The sequence below is a fragment of the Streptomyces sp. O3 genome (assembly GCF_054788135.1).
The window spans coordinates 60001-76508 of record NZ_JBTVYK010000037.1 but is presented as its reverse complement, the minus strand read 5'-3'; the positions used below and the strand labels follow the sequence as shown (position 1 = coordinate 76508).

Genomic DNA, 16508 nt, shown 5'->3' with positions numbered 1-16508 from the left:
GGGGGGGGGGCGGGGGGGGGGGGGGGGGGGGGGGGGGGGGGGGGGGGGGGGGGGGGGCGCGCCCCGAGGAACCCGGCCGTCACGGGCTCACTCCGTACGCACCGGGCGCTCATCGCATACGCGGTGAGCACGCGCGGCGCACTCATTCCGTACGCAGGCCGTCCGGGCGCATCAGCCGCAGCAGCACCGGCAGACTGAGGGCCGTGACCAGCAGGACGACGCCCGCGCCGATCCCCGACATGGTCAGCACGCTCGCCCAGTCGACCCGGACCGGGGTGCTGGTCATCGCCAGCAGGGCCGCGCCGAGCCCGATCCCCACCCCGGCCGAGAGCACCAGACCGAGCCCCACCGGGATCGCGGCCTGCCACAGGACCGACCGGCACAGCGTGCGCCGCCGGGTGCCGAAGGCGACCAGCGCGGACAGCAGCTTCCTGCGCTCGCGCAGCTGCTCCAGCTGCGACACCAGCAGACTGGCGCCGATCAGGAGCATCACGCAGGCCGCGCCGATGAACAGGCCGGTGCGGATCGAGGCGAAGCGTCCCGACTGGGTGGTGGCCGTGTAGTCGTACGCGAACACCTGCGGGTCGGTCAGCGCGGCGGCGTTGCGCACGTGCTCGCGCGCGTCCGGCACGGACGTGTCGATCTGGATGTCGATCGCGCCCCGCATCACGGCGTCCGCTGTGCTGGGCAGCGCGGACGGTGTGGCCAGCATGCCGACGGAGTGGGAGCCGTCCGGGGCCTTACGGCCGGTGGCCCGCAGCGGCTTGGCAGGGATTGTCCACGTCACGTCGGACGCGGGCAGCTCGCTGTAGCCAGGCTCGAGGTATACCTTCCCGCCCGGCTTGGCGATCTCGGCCGGGTCCGGATAGCCGTCGTACTCGTCCATGCCCTCCGGGGCCGGTACGTAGAACACGTCGCCGTCCCGGCACGACGGCAGGTCCGCCAGCTCGCGCAGGGTCGCGCAGTCGCCGACGGTCAGTTGCACGACGTCCTCGGGGTCCTTCGCCCGCACGGCCAGATACGTGGACACCACGGGCCAGGTGCCGCGCACGCCCTCCTGGCCCTGGAGCCGCCTGTTCGCCTCGGCCGTCTGGCGGGCGGCGTCGGGCCCCTGGGGCACGCTGACCGCCATCTGGGCGCGGTCCAGGTCGGCCCCGGTCCGCTCGGTGAAGTCGCCCTCCACCCCGGTGAACAGCATCTGGAGCGCGATCGCCCCGGCCACCGCCACCGCGATGCCGTTGACCGTGGTGGCCGCCGTGCCGCTGCTCAGCTGGAGCCGACGTACGGCCAGCTGCCAGGACACCCCGCCGCTGTCCAGGCGGCGCACGCACGCCTCGACCAGCCAGGGCAGCAGCGCGGTGATCCCCACCAGGATCAGGACGACGCCGGCGGTCACCATCCACTCGCTGAACTCGCCGCCGCGGTCGCCCTGCCCGAACATCGGGTAGAGCAGCGCGAGTCCGGCCAGCGGCAGCAGCGGCCGCCACCACAGACGCCGCTGCCTGGGCTTGGCCGTGCGGACCACGCCGAGCGGCTCGATCACCACGCCGCGCAGCGCGAACAGGGTCACCGCCACGGCGGCGGCCGGCACCGCGAGGGCGACCAGCAGCGCCAGCACGGGCGACGGATTCAGGTCGTACGAGAACACGCTGCGGTCGAACAGCTCCACCCCACTGGCGAACTCCCGCGCCCCCAGGAAGAACACCGCCCCGAGCAGCAGCCCGAGCAGCGCCCCGGCGAAGGCCTCGCCCGCGGCGATCCGGCGCGCCATCCGGCTGTCGGCCCCGACCAGCCGCAGCGCGGCCAGCCGCCGGTCCCTGCGGTCGCCGCCGAAGCGTACGGCCGCGGCGATGAACACCCCGACCGGCATCAGCAGCACCACGAAGACGACCAGCGCGAGCAGCGTCAGAATGGGGCCCATGGCCTCCTCGGCGGGCGGCTCGCCGAAGCCGTCGATCCGCGCGACCGGGTGTCCGCCGGGGGAGGCCGTCAGGGTGTCCGAGCCCTGGTAGTAGGCGAGTTCGGTGGGTCCGACCAGGCCGCTGTCGCCGATGGTCCCGATCACCCGGTCGGGCAGGCGGCGGGCGAGCAGCTCGCCTTCGGAGGACTTCAGGAGCTTGTCCAGGGCGGGGGACACGACGATCTCGCCCGCGCCGGGGAGCCTCTCGACGCCGGGCGGCCTGGGGGCGTCGGGGCCCTCGGCGCGCAGCAGGCGGCCCCGGACGCCGTCGTCGCGGAAGTAGGTGTCGACGCGGGTGATCAGCAGCGTGTCGTCGGCCTCGGTCATCACCTCGCCGCCGAATCCGAGCGCGTCATAGCGTGCGGCGTCGCGGTCGCCGCGGGCCTGGAGCGCGTTCGGCACGGCCGTGGTGACCAGCAGCAGGGTCACGCCGAGGCCGACGCCGACGGCGGTCAGCAGCGTACGGAACCAGCCCTCGCGGCCGCCCCCGACGGCGAACCGTATGCCCATGCCCAGGTCGCGGACCCAGACGCCGAGCGGGCCGGGAGCCGCGGCGGGCCGCGGGGGCGCCGGAGCCGAGGACGGGGGAGGAGACGGAGAAGGAGACGGGGCCGGGGGTGGGGAGAGCGCGGTCATACGGCCCGCTCCATGTCCCGTGACCTGCCGTCCCGTACGACGATCTCGCGGTCCGAGTACGCGGCGACCCGCGTCTCGTGGGTGACCAGGACGACGGCCGCGTTGGTGGACCGCGCGGCCTCGGTGAGCAGGTCCATGACGCGCTCGCCGTTGAGCGAGTCCAGCGCGCCGGTCGGCTCGTCGGCGAAGATCAGCCGCGGCCCGGTGACCAGCGCGCGGGCGATGGCGACGCGCTGGCCCTGGCCGCCGGAGACCTCGCCCGGACGCTTGCCCCTGAGGTCGTCGACCTCCAGGCGCTCCATCCAGTGCAGCGCGGCGCGCTCGGCCTCCTTGCGCTTGACGCCGGTCAGCCGCAGCGGCAGCGCGACGTTCTCGACACAGGTCAGCTCGGGCACCAGCTGGCCGAACTGGAAGACGAAGCCGAACTCGGTGCGGCGCAGCGCGCTGCGCTCGGCGTCGCTCATCGCGGACAGCTCGCGGCCCTGATAGGAGATCGTGCCCGAGTCGGGCGGCACGATCCCGGCCAGGCAGTGCAGCAGCGTGGACTTGCCGGACCCGGAGGGGCCCATCACGGCGACGATCTCGCCCGCGTGCAGCGAGAAGTCCGCGCCGTCCAGGGCGTTGGTCGGGCCGTAGGCCTTGCGCAGGTCGCGGGCGGTCAGCAGGGCGCCGGTGCTGGCGCTGGCGCTGGTGCTGGCGCTGGTGCTGGTGCTGGCGCTGGTGCTGGTGCTGGTGCCGGTGGCGTGCGAGGTCATGCGCCTATCGCCTTTCCGAGCTTGTCGAGACGTGCGGCGGTCAGTTCGAGCCAGCGCAGGTCGGCTTCGAGGTGGAACAGGGCGTGGTCGCAGATCAGCTGGTCGGCGAGGTCGCCCCGGCGCTTGCGGTCGGTGAGGATGCGCATCATCCGCAGGTGCTCGGCGCGCTGGGTGTCGAGCAGGTCGGCCGCGTCCCGGTCGGTGAGCAGGGCGAGCACGACCTTGGTGTAGAGGGTCGAGGTCAGATACGGCTCGGGCTTCTCGGGCGTGGCCAGCCAGCGCTCGACGTCGGTGATCCCGGCCTCGGTGATCGCGTACCGCTTGCGCTCGGGGCCGTCGCCCGCCTCTATGCCGTCGACCTCCACGAGGCCGTTCTTCAGGAGGCGCGACATGGTCGAGTAGACCTGCCCGTAGTGCAGCGGCTTGTCGTGGCCGAACTTGTCGTCGAAGGCGCGCTTGAGGTCGTAACCGTGGCGCGGGCCGGACTCCAGGAGTCCGAGCAGAGTGTGACCGATGGACATGGCGAGCACTGTACAGGGTGTGTATACCTGCCGTGTATACACCTCGCGTATACCGCCGGGGACGCGCCCGCGTCGAAATCCAGTGCGAGGTGGAGGGCAACCTTCCGTGCCTCTGGGGAGTCGGTTCCGTAGAGGGCGGGTGCTGATTGTCACGTCCCCAAAAGACCGGATGGCACGTCGTTTGTCCCTATCGCCGGTGTTAGCTTTCAGAGCTGACCCGTGGGGGACCCCAGTGACTGGAGCAACGGAGCAATGAGCCGAGCGGAAGCCCAACGACCGCGCCAGCCCGGCGCGCGCCGCGGCATACGCCGCTTCTTCACCTGGAAGAAGATCCTCGGCACGTTCTTCGGCCTGTGCCTGCTCGGCATGGCCGGGTTCGTCGGCCTGTATCTGTACGTCGACGTCCCCGAGGCGAACGCCGAGGCGGAGCTCCAGAGCAACGTCTACAAGTACAGCGACGGCTCGGTCCTCACCCGCAGCGGCAAGCTCAACCGGGAGATCGTCGGCCTGGACCGGATACCCGAGGACGTCCGGAACGCCTTCGTCGCCGCCGAGAACAAGTCCTTCTACAAGGACAAGGGCGTCGACCTCAAGGGCACCGCCCGCGGTGTGCTCAACACCGTCCGGGGCAAGGGCAAGCAGGGCGGCTCGACGATCACCCAGCAGTACGTCAAGAACTACTACCTCACCCACGACCAGACGGTCAGCCGCAAGCTCAAGGAACTGGTCATCGCCCTCAAGGTGGACCAGAAGAAGAGCAAGGACGACATCCTCGTCGGCTATATGAACACCGCGTTCTACGGCCGCAGCGCCTACGGCGTCCAGGCCGCGGCCCAGGCCTACTACGGCGTCGACTCCGAGGACCTGACCGTCGAACAGGGCGCCTACCTCGCCGCGCTGCTCCAGGCGCCGAACCAGTATGACTGGGCGCTGGCCACCGACCGGGGCAAGGCGCTGGCCAAGGAGCGCTGGAACTACGTCCTGGACAACATGGTCGAGATGGGCTGGCTGGACGCCGGGGAGCGGGCCGGGATGACCTTCCCGGTGCCCCAGAAGCCCAAGCCGGTGGCGGGCCAGCAGGGTCAGGTCGGCTATCTGGTGGACGCGGCCAACAAGCAGCTCCAGGCGAGCGGCGTGTCCCAGGCCGAGATCGAGGCGGGCGGCTGGACCGTCACCCTCAACATCGACAAGAAGAAGCAGAAGCAGCTGGAGAAGTCGGTCAAGGGCCAGCTCACCGACCAGCTCAAGCCGGACGCCAACGAGGTCGACGCGGCCGTCCAGGCGGGCGCCGCGTCCGTCGACCCCGAGACCGGGCAGGTACTGGCCCTGTACGGCGGCGTGGACTACGTCAAGCACTACCAGTCCAACGCCACCCGCGCCGACTACCAGCCCGCGTCCACCTTCAAGCCGGTGATCCTCGCCGCCGCGCTGGAGCACGAGGCCACCACGCAGGACGGCGAGCCGATCACCGCGAGCACCGTGTACGACGGCGACAGCGGGGTCCCGGTCAAGGGCAGCGACGTCAAGTACGCGCCGCCGAACCAGGGCAACCGCGATTACGGCCCGGTCACCGTCCAGCGCGCCATGAACAAGTCGATCAACTCCGTCTTCGCGCAGATGGGCGTGGACGTCGGCATGGACAAGGTCTTCGAGACCGCGACCGCCCTCGGCATGGACCTGGAGGGCCAGCAGGCCGTGCCCGCCCAGGCGCTCGGCACCATGGGCGCCAGCCCGCTCCAGATGGCCGGGGTCTACGCGACCCTCGCCAACCACGGCAAGAAGGTCACCCCCGCGATCGTGAAGTCCGCGGAGCACATCAGCGGCAAGGCCGACCTCGGGAACCCGATCGGCGACCAGGTGATCAGCCGCGCCGCCGCCGACTCCGTCACCTCGGTGCTGACCGGCGTGGTCGACGACGGCACGGGCTACGCGGTGCGCAACGCCAGCCAGGACGTCGCGGGCAAGACCGGCACATCGGACGACTTCAAGTCCGCGTGGTTCGTCGGCTACACCCCGAAGCTGGTCACCGCGGTCGGACTCTTCGGCGAGCAGCCGGAGACCAGCAAGCAGGTCTCGCTGCGCGGTATGACGGGCACGCAGGGCGGGGGCGTCGCCGGAGGCGACTTCCCGGCGAAGATCTGGGCCACGTACACCTTCGGCGTCATGGGCGCGCCGTCCGAGTTCGACCTGGACACGTCCATGGGCTCGGCGGTCACCGAGCCGCCCGAGCCGACGGAGAGCAGCTCGCCGACGCCGACCGAGTCCCCGTCGTCCGAGCCCCCGACGACACCGCCGCCGAGCACGGAGGCGCCGACGACCGAGCCCCCGACGCAGGAGCCGACGACGCCGACGACACCGCCGACGCTGGAGCCGGAGCAGCCGACGATCGAGCCGACCAAGCCGACCGACCCGACGGTGGAGCCGGACCCGACGCAGACGACGGTGGACCCGGACCCCACGATCGGCATCCCCGAGCAGCCCGGCGGCCCCGGAGACCGCGTGGACGGGCAGGGCCCGGACCAGGACGACTGACCGCAGCGGACCTCTCGGGCCTGGCGGCGACTGGGACCGGGGTCAGCCGCCGGGGCGCGGCGGGGGTCAGCCGCCGTTGACGCGGGTGGCGATGTCGTCGCCGAGCTCCTCGTCGACATTGCGCCAGTACTGGAACGCACGCTCCAGGACCGGCCGCGAGACCCCCTGCGCCAGGTGCCCGCTGGCGTTCGACACCAGCCGTTCCCGCGCGGCGTCGTCCAGCACCTGCCGCACCAGCGCGCCCGCCTGCCCCCAGTCGTCGTCCGCGCGGCGCGGCCGGTACGCCTCGCGCACCATCTCGCCCGCCGACGCCCAGCCCGCCGGGTCCCCGAAGGCGGACACATCGGCGGCCGGACCGCCGTAGGAGTTGGGCGCGTACACCGCCCTGACCCGCGCGGGCTCGTACCGCATCGGGCCGTCCTTCGCGTACGAACCGACCTGCGAGCGCGGCCGGTTCGGCGGCAGCTGCGCGTAGTTCGGACCGACCCGGTAGCGGTGCGCGTCCGGGTACGAGAAGAGGCGGCCGAGCAGCATCCGGTCCGGCGACGGGCCGATGCCCGGCACCAGGTTCGACGGCTCGAAGGCGGCCTGCTCGATATGGACGAAGTAGTCCTCCGGGTTCCGGTGCAGGGTCATCCGGCCGACCTCGATCAGCGGGTAGTCGCCGTGCGGCCACACCTTGGTCAGATCGAAGGGGTTGAAGCGGTAGTCGGGCGCGTGGTCGAACGGCATGACCTGCACATGGACCGTCCAGCTCGGCGCGTTCCCGTCCCTGATCGACTCGAACAGGTCGCGGCGGTGTGCGTCCGGGTCCTCGCCCGCGAGCGCGTCCGCCGTGCTCTGCGGCAGGAACGCCACGCCCTGGTCGGTCTTGATGTGGTACTTGACCCAGAACCGTTCGCCGCCGCCGTTGATCCACATATAGGCGTGTGACGAGTAACCGTTCATATGCCGGTACGACTTCGGGATGCCCCGGTCGCCCATCAGCCACGTCACCATGTGCGCGGACTCCGGGGACAGCGTCCAGAAGTCCCACTGCATGTCGTGATCGCGCAGCCCGCTGTCCGGGCGGCGCTTCTGCGAGCGGATGAAGTCCTGGAATTTCATCGGGTCGCGGACGAAGAAGACCGGGGTGTTGTTCCCCACCAGGTCGTAGTTGCCCTGCTCGGTGTAGAACTTGAGCGCGAAACCGCGCGGGTCGCGCCAGGTGTCGGGCGAGCCCTGTTCACCGGCGACCGTCGAGAAGCGGGCCAGCAGCTGGGTGTGCTTGCCGGGGCGGAACAGGTCGGCCTTCGTGAACTGGCTGACGTCATTGGTGACTTCAAATGTCCCGTACGCGCCCGCGCCCTTGGCGTGCACCACCCGCTCGGGGACCCGCTCGCGGTTGAACTGGGCCATCTTCTCGATCAGATAGTGGTCCTGGAGCAGGATCGGGCCGTCGGGGCCGACCGTGAGCGAGTACGCGTCGCTCTCCACCGGGATACCGGAGTTGGACGTGGTGTACGGGACCTTGGGGTACGGGTCGCTCCGCGGGTTCTCGGGCATGGCCGGATTCACCGTCTTCCCGTGGCCGTCGTCGTTCAGACGCCAGTCAACTCCGCCGCTGCCACACGGGCAACATTTACACCCCCGTACGGCCCCCGTACGGCCCACGGCCCGTCCACGGCCCGTCCACGCCCCGCCCTCGACTCCGGCCTCGAAGCCGTGCCTATGTCTGGTTGAGCTCGAACCAGACCACCTTTCCGGTCGAGAGCCGGGTCGCGCCCCAGCGCCTGGCCATGCGGTTGACCAGGTACAGCCCACGGCCGTCCTCGTCGGTGGCCCGCGCCTGCCGCAGCCGGGGCAGCTGCGGCACGTCGTCGCCGACCTCGCAGCGCAGCACGTCCGTACGCAGCAACCGCAGCGTCACCGGGCGGGTCGCGTACCGCACGGCGTTCGTCACCACCTCGCTGACCAGCAGCTCCACCGAGTCCGTGAGCTCCTCCAGGCCCCAGCGCAGCAGGGCGCGTCTGGCCAGGCGGCGGGCGCGGGACGGCGCGGTGTCCTCCGGCTCCAGGTACCAGTACGCGACATCGCTGGGCGTGATGCCGTCGAAGCGGGCGGCGAGCAGGGCGATGTCGTCGTCCCGGTCGCCCGGACCGAGTATCTCCAGGACCTCGTCGCACAGCGCCTCAAGCGGCGGCGGGTGGTCGGGGCCGGTCAGCCGGGCAGTGGCGGCCATCCGCTCCCGCAGCTGCTCGATCCCGGTCCACACGTCCCGCAGCCGGGACTCGACCAGGCCGTCCGTGTAGAGCAGCAGCGTCGCCCCGGCCGGGGCGTCCAGCTCCACGGCCTCGAAGTCGACGCCGCCGACGCCGATCGGCGCGCCCGGCGGCACCCGCAGCACCTCGGCGCGGCCGCCCAGGTGCAGCAGCACCGGGGGCGGGTGGCCCGCGTTGGCGATGGTGATGCGGTGCGCGACCGGGTCGTACACCGCGTACAGACAGGTCGCCATGCGGTCGCTGCCGAGCCGCTGGGCCTGCTCGTCCAGGTGGTGCAGCACCTCCTGCGGGGGCAGGTCGAGGCCCGCGAGGGTCTGTGCGGTGGTGCGCAGCTGGCCCATGATCGCGGCCGAGGTCATGGAGTGGCCCATGACGTCGCCGACGACCAGGGCGACCCGACTGCCGGGCAGTGGGATCGCGTCGTACCAGTCGCCGCCGACGCGGGCCGTCTCGGCGGCCGGGAGATAGCGGCTGGCGAGCCGTACGCCGGTGGGCTGCGGGAGGGTCTCGGGCAGCATGGTGCGCTGCAACTCGTCCGCGATGTACGCCTCGCGGCCGTACAGCACGGCCTTGTCGATGCCGAGCGCGGTGTGGGTCGCCAGCTGGGCGGCCACCAGCAGGTCGTCGGGATCGAAGGCGGTACGGTCGGGCCGCCGCAGGAACACGGCGGCGCCGATCACCCGGCGACGCCCGCGCAGCGGCGCGAGGATCGCGCGGGGGCCCGACGGCACGGTCCAGCCGTCGCCGAGCAGCTCGGGCAGCGCGCCGTCGGCGTCCTCCGCGTCGGCGAACACCGGGCGCACCCCCCGGAGCACCTCGGCGAGCGCCCCGCCCGGACGCACCTCGCACAACTCGGCTGCGGGCGTGTCGCCAGACTGAAACTGCAACACAGCAGACACCACGCGCCGCTCAGCCCACTGCGCAGTCTCACCACCGGCGACTGCTGCCCCGGCAGCGGAGGCGGGGGCCCCGGCGGCGGACGCGGCTGGCCCGGTGCCGGACGCGGGGGCCCCGGCGGCGGGTGTGGGGGCCGGTTCGGGGGAGTTGGCCGAGTCGGCTGGGGCGGCCGGAGCGGCTGGGCCGGTTGAGTTGCCGGAGCTGGCCGGGTCGGCGGAGCTGGCCGGTTTGGCGGACGCGGCCGGTCCGGTGAGGCTGGCCGGATGCCCCGCGGGGCTGGCCGAGTCGGCGGGACCGGCTGATACGGCTGAACCGGTCGGGTCGGCAGACGCGACGGGTCCGGCGGACCTGGCCGGAGCGGCTGGGCCGGTCGAGTCGCTGGAGCTGGTCGAGTCGGCGGGCGTGGCCGGTCCGGTGAGGCTGGCTGGGCTAGCCGAATTGGCGGGGCTGGGCGTGGTGGCTGGGCGGGGGGAGTCGGGTGTGTCGGTCACCTCATCCAGTAGCCGGAGCTGGTCGGTGCGGCGCAGGCGCAGCAGGACCGGGCCGACCGGGCGTTCGTCGCCGACCGGCAGCGGGTCACGCAGGTAGACCAGGATCGCGTCCGAGAACGTCGGCACGGTCGCCCGGCACAGGCCCATCACGATCTCGTCGAGGTCTATCCCGCGCGCGATCCGCCGCGTCGCGGCTCCGACGAACCGCAGCCGGTCACCTTCCCGCCGCCCGCCGCGCCCGCCGATCGCGGGCCCACTCGGCCCGCCGGGTGAGCCGTTGCCGGGCCCGCCGGGGCCACCCGTGGCCCCGCTCCCGGTGTCGGCGGCCTCCGCCCCCGTGACGGGGCGCGGCCAGGGACCGGGCTCACCGCGCACCGGCAGCTCTCCGGCGCCGGTCGCCGCGTGCCGCGTGTCACCGGCGGGGGCGCTGGCCGGGGCCGCCGGGGCGGTGCGGCGAGTGCCGTCGGTGGGCTGGCGCGGGATGGCGTCCTGCGGCCGCCGCTCGGGCCCCCGCTCCGCTCCGGACTGAGCCCTGCGCTCACCCCCGCGCTTCGGCTCGCGTTCCCGCCGCCGCTCCGGCTCGTGCTTGGGCCGCGGCCGCGGCCGTACCGGCTCGTCCGACGCGGGACGCGGCCGCGCCCGGTGGCTCGCGGGGTCCGTCGGGTCGGGGCTCGCGGGCTGGGCGTGCTCGGTACGGGCGGAGGCGTCGTCACGCGGGGACTGCGGGGACTGCGGGGACTGCGGGGACTGCGGGGACTGCGGGGACTGCGGGGACTGCGGGGACTGTGGAGGCTGCGGAGGTAAGGACGCGGTCGCGGCCGTCGGGGCTGCCGGACCCGTCGGACCCCCCGGACCCGCCGGACCCGCCGGGTCCGGGGGCCGGGCGGCGGCGGTGTCCGGTGAGTTCGGCGGCTCCGGGGCTCGCTGGCGTGCCCCGCGGGCGTCCGCGGGGGAGGTCGTCTCGGCCGTGCCGCACGGTCGACCCTCGTGCGATGTGGGGTGGTCCGTCACGCGTATGGCATCCGTCCGTCCGGGGCTGTGCGCCCGGCGTTCCCACGCCCCGTTGTGCGCGGCCCGGCGCAAGTCGTCCCGCAAGCCGGATACCCCGAATAGGTGTCTCCGGAACGGAACTTCCTCGCCATCGCGCCGGAACTCCCCGGCGGCCTCAGGGCCACCCCGGCGTACCTCTCGTTCACGTCCTGCCGCCCCTCAGTGACGTCCGTCAGTCAAATGCCAGGCGTGCTCCGGCCATTGCTGCCGTGCTGCCGGTACGCGCCCTTGCGGAGGCCGATCCTACGTTTGCACCACAGGGGCGCGGCAAGGGTCTCATGGGGACACACGCGCGGGCGTACGGTCCCAGTCATCCGGCAGCGCCGGTACGCGCCAGCCGGGATCGGGCCGCCAGTGCTGCCAGCCCGCCGTGAACGGCTCCCCCCACGCCTCGATCTCCGCGACCGCGGCCCGGCCCGCCGCCCGTACCGCACGCGCCTGCTCCCGGTCCATCAGCCCGGCCCGCTGCGCCTGGGCGAACTCGTCCTCGTCGCGCCAGCGCCAGCTGCGGTCCGGGTAGACCGAGATGTCCAGGAAGTGATCCTCTGAGTCGACCCCGCCCGACCAGCGCGTACGCGGCGCCTCAAGGTTGACGTACCAGCTCCTGAACCGCCAGCCCGGCTCCCAGAACAGCCACACCGACCACGGCTGCCCCGGCCGCGCCAGCTTCAGCACGCCCGTGCCGAACCAGCGGTCGCGGCGCACCGTGCGCGGCTTGGTGTACCGGGTGGCGAGCGGTTCGTGGTGTACGGGCGTGCCGTCGGCCAGCACCGGTTTGACGCACTCGGTGCCGGGCGCGAGCCACACGGCGAGCAGCTCGTCGGTGTCCCGGACGACGGTCACGGGGCGGCAGATGTGCGGGCGCGGGCCGCCGTTCTCCCGGTACCGCCACAGGATGTGGCTGCCCGGCGCCCAGCGCGCCGCCGTGTGCTCATTCATGCGCAGATCCTAGGCGCCGGGGGAGGGCCGAGCCGGGCGACCGAGTCAGGTCAGAGGAGTCAGGGACGCGTCATCCGCAGCACGTCCAGCGCCGCGTCGAGCTGCTCGACCGTGAGGTCGCCCCGCTCGACGTACCCGCCCGCCAGCACCACCTCACGGATCGTGCGCCGCTCGGCGAGCGACCGCTTGGCGACCTTCGCCGCCTCCTCGTACCCGAGGTACTTGTTCAGCGGCGTCACCACGGACGGCGACGACTCGGCGTACTCGCGGGCCCGCTCGGCGTTGGCCGTGATCCCGTCGACCGTACGGTCGGCCAGGACGCGGGACGCGGCGGCCAGCAGCCGCACCGACTCCAGGACGTTCTTGGCGATCACCGGCAGCATGACGTTCAGCTCGAAGTTCCCGGCCGCGCCCGCCGCCGCGACCGTCGCGTCATTCCCGGTCACCTGGGCGGCGACCATCAGCACCGCCTCCGGGATCACCGGATTGACCTTGCCCGGCATGATCGACGAACCCGGCTGGAGATCGGGCAGGTTGATCTCGGCGAGCCCAGTGCGCGGCCCGGACGCCATCCAGCGCAGATCGTTCGCGATCTTCGTCAGGCCGACCGCGATCACCCGCAGCTGCCCGGAGGTCTCCACGATCGCGTCCCGCGCGCCCTGCGCCTCGAAGTGGTCGCGCGCCTCGGTGAGCGGCAGCCCGGTCGCCCGCGCGACCTCGGCGATCACGGCCGCCGAGAACCCCGGCGGCGTGTTGATGCCGGTGCCCACGGCCGTGCCGCCGAGCGGCAGTTCGGCCAGCCTCGGCAGCGCGGACCGCAGCCGCTCGACGCCGTACCGCACCTGCGCCGCGTAACCGCCGAACTCCTGACCGAGCGTCACGGGCGTGGCGTCCATCAGGTGGGTCCGCCCGGACTTCACGACCTCGGCGAACTCCTCGGCCTTGCGCTCCAGCGAGGCCGCCAGGTGCTCCAGGGCCGGGATCAGATCCCCGGTCACGGCCGCGGTGGCGGCGATGTGGATGGACGAGGGGAACACGTCGTTGGACGACTGCGACGCGTTCACCTGGTCGTTGGGGTGGACGGCACGGCCCAGGCGCTCCCCGGCGAGGGTGGCCAGCACCTCGTTGGCGTTCATGTTGGACGACGTACCCGAACCGGTCTGGAAGACGTCGACCGGAAAGTGCGCGTCCCAGCGCCCCTCCGCGACCTCGGCGGCGGCGTCCTGGATCGCCGCGGCCACCTCCCCGTCGATGACGCCGAGTTCGGCGTTCACCTTGGCCGCGGCCGCCTTGATCCGGGCCAGCGCCGCGATGTGCGCGGACTCCAGGCGCTGCCCCGAGATCGGGAAGTTCTCGACGGCGCGCTGGGTCTGGGCGCGCCACTTGGCGTGCGCGGGAACCCGCACCTCACCCATGGAGTCATGCTCGGTCCGGTACTGATCGTTTTCCTGCGTCATCATGATCGCCTCCAAAAAAGTTGAGCGTTTGTCTTGTTCGGACTATTCCCAACTCGCTTACCGGCCAGTAAATACCGGTGGTAACTGTGAATCGGGGAGGCTCCGTGCAACACACCAGAAGCAGGTCCACACGCCACACACGGCACATCCGCCCACGCGTCAGATGCGCCGTCGCCGCCGTCGCGGCGGCGGCCGTAGCCCTCATCGGGCTCAACGCCCCCGCCGCCGCGGCCGAGTCCGCTGCCACGGCCCCGGCATCGGCCCCGCTCCCGCCCGAACTGGAGGAGATCCGCGCCGCCGAGGCGACCGAGCTCTACGGCGACCCGGCCGAACGCCCCATGAACGAGCGTCAGACCGGCCTGATCTCGCTCGGCGACAGCGAGATCTCCGGCGAGGGCGCCGGATCGTACGAACCCGGCACCGACGGCCCGGACAACTGGTGCCACCGCTCCGAGGACGCCGCGATCCACCGCACCGGCATCCCGGCCGACCAGACGTACAACGTCGCCTGTTCCGGCGCGTACTCGGGCAACATCAAGATCGGCGGCAACAAGCAGTACGCCGACGAACTCGTCCAGAGCGACAGCCTCGCCATCAAGGCCAGGAACACGAAGATCAAGATGGTGCTGCTGGTCGCGGGCGCCAACGACGACCTCCAGTTCGGCCCGGTCATGACCGACTGCGTGGTCCGCTGGTTCACCCTCCAGGGCCCCTGCGAGCCCAAGTACGCCCCCGGCTGGCAGGGCAGGGTCGACGGCCTCCAGCCCAAGGTCGAGGACACGGTCGCCGACCTGCGCACCGTGATGCGGGACGCGGGCTACGCGGACGACTCGTACCAGCTCGTCGTGATGAGCTACCCGAGCCCCATCGGCCCGGACATCTACGACAACCCGAACTATCCCGGCAAGATCCCCGGCGGCTGCACCGGCTACGACTCGGACGCGGCCTGGGGCCGCGACTACGCCGTGCCCACCTTCGAGACCGGCATCCGCGCCGCCGCGCGCAACAGCGGCGCGACCTACCTCGACAGCTCCCGCCTCTTCCACGGCCACGAGGTCTGCTCGTCCCAGACCTGGGCCCGCGGCCTCTACCTCGACCTGACCAACCCCTTCCCGCCGGACGAGAACTCCGCGCGCCAGTCCTTCCACCCCAACGCGACCGGCCATGGCGCCTTCGCCTCCTGCCTCACCCAGCTGTACGAGTCAGGCCTGGCCGAGGCCAGTTGCGTCGACCCGGCGAGCACGGGCAGCCCGAAGCTGTATCCGGGCGTCCTGAGCGAGAAGTTCGCCCCGCTCAAGAACACGGCCACCGGCACCTGCGTCGACGCGAACGGCGCCAGCAGCCGCAACGGCACGGACATCATCGGCTGGGACTGCCACGGCGAACGCAACCAGGGCTGGTGGTACGACGAGACCGCCCAGTCACTGCACATCGAGCAGAGCCACGACCGCTGCCTCGACGTCCCCGAGGGCACCTACACCGAGGGCGCCCCCCTCACCCTCTGGAACTGCCACGGCGGCGCCAACCAGAACTTCACCAACGACTCGGGCACCCTCCGCCCGGCCGAAGCACCCGGCCTCTGCGTGACGTTGGCCGCGCCCAAGGACCGCGTGAAACTCCAGAAGTGCGACGGCTCAGCGAACCAGCGCTTCGCGTAACCTCCGCACGTCCGTAATCCGCACGTCCGTAATCCGCACGTCCGAAACGCGACGGGCCGCCCTCCGGAGTGGTGGAGGGCGGCCCGCCCGCTGAGTCGATATCAGGGCTACTTCAAGACAGATGATCGAGAGGCCCGGCATACTGTAAAGCGGATACCCGCAGCTCATTGTGAGATCCGGATGAACCGACCTTGTCTGTTGGCTGAATCTGAGCTGGTGGAGTGATCGGTTTACGGGGTAGTGTTCCTATGCACCCAGCGGGCTCAAAGGTTGAGCCCGCCAGGTGTATCGAGTCCTTATTGACCGTGAGGATTCGGCGACAGTTCAGTAATCGGGGGATGGGAGCCCTGGGGGCCTTTCGGTTTCCACGCCTGCTGGGCCTTCTTGATGGTTTCATTCCCCTTGCGACGACGTAAGGGAAGACTCGAATGAACCGTAATGCCCTGCGGATGGCGGCCGTTTCGGCTGTCGCCGCCGTTGCCCTTGGCGGGACCGCTGGCCTGGCTCAGGCCTCCCAGGCCTCTGAGGTCACAACCCGGACCGTCTCGGTCACGCAACAGGCTGAGACCCAGCAGGCTGCGCGCGCCCTGTTGGCGAGCCCTCTGGCCGCCAGCCTCTCGACCGCCGAGCGGGCCGAGGTGAACGCCATAGCCAGCGGCCAGGTCACGCCCGCCAGCAAGTGGGACCTCATCTGGAAGGCCTTCAGTAAGGTCAAGGGCTTCGCGAAGGCCGTTGCCGGGTCGTACAAGACCTTCAAGGCTTGGTACAACGACCTGTCCTGGTGGCAGAAGCTTCCGCTGAGGGCCGTCATGCCGGGGATGACCCTGTGGGACATCTACCAGCATTTCCACTAGGGATGGCTGGCCAGGGGGCACTGTGCCAACGCCTTCTGGGTGAGTAATAGTGGTGTTGCCGGGGCCTGCCCGGGCAGGCCCCGGCAACACGAGCGATCGAGAACATGGAGCGGCCAGGATGACCGACACCAAGTCCCCCGGCGCTGCCACCGAAGGCACCTGGGCGCTGCCTCTGCTGGTGCTCGCTCCGGTGGCGCTGATCAGATTCCTCGCGGAACCTTCCGCGCTCTGGGGCGCTGTTTCGTGGGGACTGCTCGCTCTTTCCGCCCTATTGGTCGGGATCGGATGGATGGCAGTGTTCCGGCGTGGGGTCCAGGGGTCTGCCGGGTGGGGTACCTGCATTCTTGTCCATGCGGTTCTGGCTTGGCAGCTGATTGCCCTTCTGGGGGAATAGGTCAAGTCGACCATATTTGCGCAACTCTGCCTGTCGCCAGGTTGGTAATCGGGGGAAGAGGACCGAGAGTCATTCGGTTTCCACGCCTGCTTGACTCCCTGCG

Annotated in this window: 11 protein-coding genes; 4 read left to right on the top strand and 7 right to left on the bottom strand. The window is 71.6% G+C overall.

Annotated elements, in window-relative coordinates; all coding sequences use genetic code 11:
* Positions 1 to 142 precede the first annotated feature (142 nt).
* Genes ACX6XY_RS19730 through ACX6XY_RS19720 form a run of 3 tightly spaced genes read right to left on the bottom strand, consistent with a single transcriptional unit; the run spans position 143 to position 3872 of the window.
* A complete protein-coding gene (locus ACX6XY_RS19730; RefSeq protein ID WP_460332335.1) occupies positions 143 to 2596 on the bottom strand; it encodes an ABC transporter permease in 2454 nt (817 codons plus the stop codon).
* Complete coding sequence (locus ACX6XY_RS19725; RefSeq protein ID WP_460332333.1) at positions 2593 to 3351, bottom strand: ABC transporter ATP-binding protein; 759 nt, start codon at positions 3349 to 3351, stop codon at positions 2593 to 2595. The genes ACX6XY_RS19730 and ACX6XY_RS19725 overlap by 4 nt, the downstream gene beginning before the upstream one ends.
* Positions 3348 to 3872 (bottom strand): PadR family transcriptional regulator, encoded by a 525-nt coding sequence (locus tag ACX6XY_RS19720; RefSeq protein WP_460332331.1) that lies wholly within the window; start codon positions 3870 to 3872, stop codon positions 3348 to 3350. The genes ACX6XY_RS19725 and ACX6XY_RS19720 overlap by 4 nt, the downstream gene beginning before the upstream one ends.
* Positions 3873 to 4124: 252 nt before the next feature.
* Between ACX6XY_RS19720 and ACX6XY_RS19715 the strand changes: the two genes are divergently transcribed.
* On the top strand, positions 4125 to 6404 hold the full coding sequence (locus tag ACX6XY_RS19715) for a transglycosylase domain-containing protein (protein WP_460332329.1): 2280 nt from the start codon (positions 4125 to 4127) through the stop codon (positions 6402 to 6404).
* Positions 6405 to 6470: 66 nt separating this feature from the next.
* On the opposite strand, the gene ACX6XY_RS19710 is transcribed toward ACX6XY_RS19715, so the two are convergent.
* The 4 genes from ACX6XY_RS19710 to ACX6XY_RS19695 all read right to left on the bottom strand — a co-directional run bounded on the left by ACX6XY_RS19710 (position 6471) and on the right by ACX6XY_RS19695 (position 13499).
* Positions 6471 to 7949 (bottom strand): catalase, encoded by a 1479-nt coding sequence (locus ACX6XY_RS19710; RefSeq protein WP_460332327.1) that lies wholly within the window; start codon positions 7947 to 7949, stop codon positions 6471 to 6473.
* A gap of 163 nt (positions 7950 to 8112) precedes the next feature.
* Positions 8113 to 11064, bottom strand: a complete 2952-nt coding sequence (locus ACX6XY_RS19705; RefSeq protein WP_460332325.1) for a SpoIIE family protein phosphatase — start codon at positions 11062 to 11064, stop codon at positions 8113 to 8115.
* 315 nt (positions 11065 to 11379) lie between these two features.
* Positions 11380 to 12042, bottom strand: coding sequence for a cytidylyl-2-hydroxypropylphosphonate hydrolase (fomD, locus tag ACX6XY_RS19700; protein ID WP_460332323.1), 663 nt, complete (start codon positions 12040 to 12042; stop codon positions 11380 to 11382).
* Positions 12043 to 12101: 59 nt separating this feature from the next.
* Positions 12102 to 13499 (bottom strand): class II fumarate hydratase, encoded by a 1398-nt coding sequence (locus ACX6XY_RS19695; RefSeq protein WP_460332343.1) that lies wholly within the window; start codon positions 13497 to 13499, stop codon positions 12102 to 12104.
* Between the two features lie 104 nt (positions 13500 to 13603).
* Here ACX6XY_RS19695 and ACX6XY_RS19690 point away from each other — a divergent pair, with 104 nt between their 5' ends.
* From ACX6XY_RS19690 to ACX6XY_RS19680, 3 genes are all read left to right on the top strand, one after another.
* Positions 13604 to 15157: a ricin-type beta-trefoil lectin domain protein gene (locus ACX6XY_RS19690; protein WP_460332321.1), complete on the top strand. Its 1554-nt coding sequence runs from the start codon at positions 13604 to 13606 to the stop codon at positions 15155 to 15157.
* Between the two features lie 428 nt (positions 15158 to 15585).
* Entirely contained in the window at positions 15586 to 16011 is a 426-nt protein-coding gene (locus ACX6XY_RS19685) for a hypothetical protein (RefSeq protein ID WP_460332319.1), read from the top strand.
* Positions 16012 to 16129: 118 nt separating this feature from the next.
* The gene (locus ACX6XY_RS19680) at positions 16130 to 16405 is read left to right on the top strand and encodes a hypothetical protein (protein WP_460332317.1); all 276 of its coding nucleotides are present in this window, start codon (positions 16130 to 16132) and stop codon (positions 16403 to 16405) included.
* The last annotated feature ends 103 nt before the right edge of the window (positions 16406 to 16508 follow it).

What these genes read in the sequence shown, in the direction of transcription:
- ACX6XY_RS19725 (WP_460332333.1), bottom strand. Translation starts at nt 3,351, where the DNA reads ATGACCTCGCACGCCACCGGCACCAGCACCAGCACCAGCGCCAGCACC.
- ACX6XY_RS19720 (WP_460332331.1), bottom strand. Translation starts at nt 3,872, where the DNA reads ATGTCCATCGGTCACACTCTGCTCGGACTCCTGGAGTCCGGCCCGCGC.
- ACX6XY_RS19715 (WP_460332329.1), top strand. Translation starts at nt 4,125, where the DNA reads ATGAGCCGAGCGGAAGCCCAACGACCGCGCCAGCCCGGCGCGCGCCGC.
- ACX6XY_RS19680 (WP_460332317.1), top strand. Translation starts at nt 16,130, where the DNA reads ATGACCGACACCAAGTCCCCCGGCGCTGCCACCGAAGGCACCTGGGCG.
- ACX6XY_RS19685 (WP_460332319.1), top strand. Translation starts at nt 15,586, where the DNA reads ATGAACCGTAATGCCCTGCGGATGGCGGCCGTTTCGGCTGTCGCCGCC.
- ACX6XY_RS19695 (WP_460332343.1), bottom strand. Translation starts at nt 13,499, where the DNA reads ATGACGCAGGAAAACGATCAGTACCGGACCGAGCATGACTCCATGGGT.
- ACX6XY_RS19730 (WP_460332335.1), bottom strand. Translation starts at nt 2,596, where the DNA reads ATGACCGCGCTCTCCCCACCCCCGGCCCCGTCTCCTTCTCCGTCTCCT.
- ACX6XY_RS19710 (WP_460332327.1), bottom strand. Translation starts at nt 7,949, where the DNA reads ATGCCCGAGAACCCGCGGAGCGACCCGTACCCCAAGGTCCCGTACACC.
- fomD (WP_460332323.1), bottom strand. Translation starts at nt 12,042, where the DNA reads ATGAATGAGCACACGGCGGCGCGCTGGGCGCCGGGCAGCCACATCCTG.